The 3,647-nt window shown below is 67.2% G+C and carries 3 protein-coding genes; all 3 read left to right on the top strand.

The window, feature by feature from the left end; all coding sequences use genetic code 11:
* Positions 1-136: 136 nt before the first annotated feature.
* Positions 137-1,270, top strand: coding sequence for a class I SAM-dependent methyltransferase (locus FVW20_RS09800; protein ID WP_196609282.1), 1,134 nt, complete (start codon positions 137-139; stop codon positions 1,268-1,270).
* 337 nt (positions 1,271-1,607) lie between these two features.
* Positions 1,608-2,759 carry a CDP-glycerol glycerophosphotransferase family protein gene (locus FVW20_RS09795; RefSeq protein ID WP_196609281.1) on the top strand — a complete coding sequence of 384 codons (1,152 nt, stop codon included), beginning with the start codon at positions 1,608-1,610 and terminating at the stop codon, positions 2,757-2,759.
* Position 2,760: 1 nt separating this feature from the next.
* Positions 2,761-3,438, top strand: coding sequence for a phosphocholine cytidylyltransferase family protein (locus FVW20_RS09790; protein ID WP_196609280.1), 678 nt, complete (start codon positions 2,761-2,763; stop codon positions 3,436-3,438).
* Positions 3,439-3,647 lie beyond the last annotated feature (209 nt).

Here is a 3,647-nt window from a genome sequence, read left to right as displayed (position 1 = left end):
GCGCGCGCTGGCCGCAGCCCATCCCGACCCGGCGCTGGCCCGTTGCGCCGACATGCTGGAGCACGGCCATGCCTGACGCGCCGCGCGTTCCCGCCCTTCACCCCTTCCGCACGCCCCCCGCGCAGGAGATGCCCGCATGACACAGGATTGCAGCCCCCGGAACGACAGCACGGGGGGCACACCCCGCCCCGCCACATCATCCGACGCATCACCCGACACCGCTCGTCCCTTCCTTGATTGGCTGGCTGCCCAGCGCACTCAGGACGGCGTGCTGCTGCTGGGCGATGCCCGCCCGTTCTTCCACGACGAGTCCGCCTACACCGCCCACCACGGCGACGACCCCGCCCCCTTCGACGCCGGGCAGGGGCTGGCGGCCCTGCTGCGGGCCACGGGCGCGGACATGTCCGCCCCGGCGCTGGAGATAGGCTGCGGCTTCGGCTACCTCAGTCTGGGGCTGGCCAAGGAAAACCCCTTTCCGCTGCTGCTGCTGACCGATACCTCGCCGGGCTTCCTGCGCATTCTGGGTGATCGGCTGCATGCCCACGGCGTGGCATGGCGGGCGGACGGCAACGCCGCTGCCACCCCCGGCATGCCCATTTCCGGCATGGTTGGCTCCGGCACGCCCGGCCCCGGCACGGTCCGGCTGGGCATCCTGTCCGGCGACGCCATGCAGGAAATCCCCGATGCCAGCCTGTCGTGCATCGCCATGCGCGCCACCCTGCACCACGTGGCCGACGTGGACGCCTTTCTGGCCCAGGCCGCGCGGGTGCTGCGCCCCGGCGGGCACCTGGTGTTCGAGGAACCCTGCCGCGAGGCCCTGCTGCTGATGGGCGTGCTGGTGGCCCAGATGCCGGAGTTGGCCGCCGCGCGCGGCGTGGAGGTGACCCCGCGCCAACTGGAACTGGTGGACCTGTTCCGGCGCATGGTGGAATTCTACTGCCGTCAAGACATCGACAAGAGCACGGCGGAAGACAAGCACCTCTTCCACCCCGTGGAAATCGCCGCGCGCTGCCGGGCGCACGGCTTCGACACCGTCGTCTACGCCAACACCACCCTGGCCTCGCTGAAGTACCTGCACGGCGAATCGCCCCTGCCGCCCACCTTTTTCCACGACACCACCCGCGCCTACATCGGCGAGGTGTGCCGCATGCCGGAACTTGTCCCCCTGTTCGACGCCACCATCGCCGCATCGTGCGCCTACATCGACGACTGCTCGCGCGGGGGGCGGGGGCCGCACTACATCAGCGTGTTCGACGCGCGGCGGGGGTAGGGCCGCCCGGAACCCGGCCACGCGTTCCGCCATGCGGGCGGTTCCGCCTTCTCCCCGGCCCGGCACCTGCGCATTACTTGCACACTACTTGCATGCCATTGCGCGATACCGGCCACCGGCCCGGTCCGGCACCTCCGCGCTGCGCTGACACAGCCGTGTCGCGGTCCCGCACCGGGCGCCCCGCCCCTGTCCCAAGCCCCTGTTGATACGTTGCAAACGCTCCGCGCGGGCACGGGGGATACGACGGCGGCAACGGGCTTCGTGCGGAAAAGGACGTCCGCCGGAGTACTGACGGAAGGCCCGAAGGAAACCCGCGTTCGAGATCACCGAGATGCACATGCCCGCAACAGACGGAAAGAAAGGCCCGGCCAATCGCCCCAAGGTGGTCTTTGCCGGAAAGATGGGCGGCCTTCTCAACGTCAAATACGCCTTCCTGCAAGCGGTCGCCGCCGACTACGGCTTCGCCCCCCTGCTGGCGGCGGACCCCGACGATGATCACAAGTTGCTGCGCGAGTCGGGCCTGCCCGTGCTCGCCCGCTGCACCCCGGTCGACGTGGCGGACGCCGCCGCCATCGTGCTGGACGACTTCGTGGACAACACGGCCCTGCAGCAGATGCCTCTGCCCCGCGTCCCGGTAATCCAGCTGTGGCACGGGGTGCCCCTGAAAAAGATCGGCTTCCCGGAAATTTCTTCCGCCGTGAACATGACACCGGAAAAGGCCGCCTGGCTCACCCGGCGGTACTCCGGCTATGCCTCCGTTCCGTCCACCTCGCCGTGGATGACCGAACAGCTGTTCTCCAGGGTGTTCCGGGCGGATGTCTTTCCGGAACTGGGCTTCGCCCGCAACGACGTGCTGCTGCGCGCCCCCGGCCGCAACGACATGCTGGGCGTGGACGTGGACCTGTATGCCCACGTGGCCCGCCACCGCAAGGCGGGCGGCAAGGTGGTGGTGTACATGCCCACCTTCCGAGACACGGGCGGCTCGTTCCTGGAAGACGGCATCATCGACCCCATGTTCATCAACACCTTCTGCACCCGGCACGACATCCTCTTCCTGGCCAAGTTCCATCATTCCATCCGGGTGGATTCCTTCCGCAAGCTGCCGGGCTTCTGCGTGTACAACAGCGGGTGCGACATCTACCCCCTGCTGCCCATGGCCGACGCGCTGATAACGGACTACTCCTCCATATACTTCGACTTCATGCTGCTGGACAAACCCCTGGTCTTCTTCCCCTACGACAAGGAAAAGTACATCTCGCGCGACAGGGAACTCTTCTACGACTACGCCTCCATGACGCCGGGGCTGCACGTCCGTTCGCAGGAAGAACTCGTTTCCGCCATACTCCGGACCGTGATGCACGGCGACGATCCGCACGCCGCAGCCCGGCGGAGCCTGCGGGACACCGTCTTCGCGAGGGTCGACGCCCTGTCGGCCCACCGCGTGTGCAACCACATCAAGGACCTGGTAACCAGTAACAAGGAGTGTTGAGATGTACGCCGTCATTCTTGCCGCGGGGGTCGGGACACGCCTTGGCCGCCCGTTCCCGAAGTCGCTGTCGGTGCTGCCCACGGGCGAACGCATCCTCGGTCGCCAGATACGCCTGCTGCGCGAGGCGGGCATCACCAAGGTCATCGTGGTCGTGGGGTTCAAGATGTCCCTGATCATGGAGGAGTACCCGGACGTTTTGTACTGCTACAACCCGGTGTACTACGTGACGAACACCTCCAAGAGCCTGCTGCACTGCCTGTCCCGCCTGGACGAGGACGTGCTGTGGATGAACGGCGACGTGGTGTTCGATGGCGACATCCTGCCCGAGGTGATGGCAAGGGCCGGAGAGAACCTGGTGTGCGTGGACAAGAAGCGCTGCGCCGAAGAAGAAGTGAAGTACCGCGTGGACGGCACGGGCAACATCGCGGAAATATCCAAGACCGTGGCCAACCCGCAGGGCGAGGCCGTGGGCATCAACATGATTTCCCGCGCCGGCCTGCCTGCCTTCGTGGATGCGCTGCAACGCTGCGACGACATGGACTACTTCGAAAAGGGCATGGAACTGTGCCTGCGCGAAGGCGTGGCGTGGAAGCCCCACGACATTTCGTCGTACCGCTGCATCGAAGTGGACTTTCTGGAAGACTGGCAGCAGGTGCAGGCCACCTTCGCCAACGGGTAACGGCCCCGCCGCCACCAAAGGCCCACTGGCCCACGTGGCCCCCATGCTGAACCATACGGCACGGAGCAAGCCAACTGCCCGCCCACAGACCAGCACGGACGGAGAGGATGCAGGAACTCGTCGAACACAAGGCCGCCGCGCTGGCGGCGGAAGCCGAACGCAGCATGGCGCGCGGCGACGTGCAGGCCGCCGGCGCCCTGGCTGCGCGG

Origin of the sequence: Nitratidesulfovibrio oxamicus (assembly GCF_015731765.1) — a bacterium.
Lineage (GTDB): Bacteria > Desulfobacterota > Desulfovibrionia > Desulfovibrionales > Desulfovibrionaceae > Cupidesulfovibrio > Cupidesulfovibrio oxamicus.
This window is presented reverse-complemented; position numbering and strand designations above follow the sequence as displayed.